The sequence below is a fragment of the Bartonella capreoli genome, from assembly GCF_902813205.1.
Taxonomy (GTDB): Bacteria; Pseudomonadota; Alphaproteobacteria; order Rhizobiales; family Rhizobiaceae; genus Bartonella; species Bartonella schoenbuchensis.
Window position 1 is genome coordinate 1 of record NZ_CADDZX010000151.1, and the last position, 497, is coordinate 497.

1 pseudogene is annotated in these 497 nt (G+C 40.0%); it reads right to left on the minus strand.

The window, feature by feature from the left end:
• Positions 1-497: pseudogene (locus J7R05_RS07810) on the minus strand (NAD-glutamate dehydrogenase domain-containing protein); the annotation flags it as partial.

Genomic DNA, 497 nt, shown 5'->3' on the forward strand with positions numbered 1-497 from the left:
AAAATGGTCACGATGAACATAGACAAGTATAGAAACAAAGCGCCCAAAAGAATGAACATGAGCGAGTTCTCGTAGACGTGGGCGTTCGTCTAATTGCAGGATAAGTTTGGCATATTCTATCAATGTATCAACGTCAGAGCGAAACATTTCATCTCTTGGATATGTTTCTAAAACACTGATGAGTGCTTTTCCAGAATAGTCAGCCCGATTGTATCCAAGGCGTTGAATAATGGTTTTTGCTTTTTCCTTTAAGAAAGGGATTTGCGAGATAGAGCGCGTATAAGCTGAGGAAGTAAATAACCCTACAATGCGCAATTCTCCACATAACTTGCCTTCTTTATCAAAGATTTTAAGACCAATATAATCGAGCCAAACAGGACGATGAATTTTTGAACGGCTGTTGGCTTTCGTCACAATAAGCAGGTTATCACTTTCCATAAAAGAGAGGATTTCTTGGGGAGGTTCTTCCACCCGTGCATCGCCAAAAATACGAATAG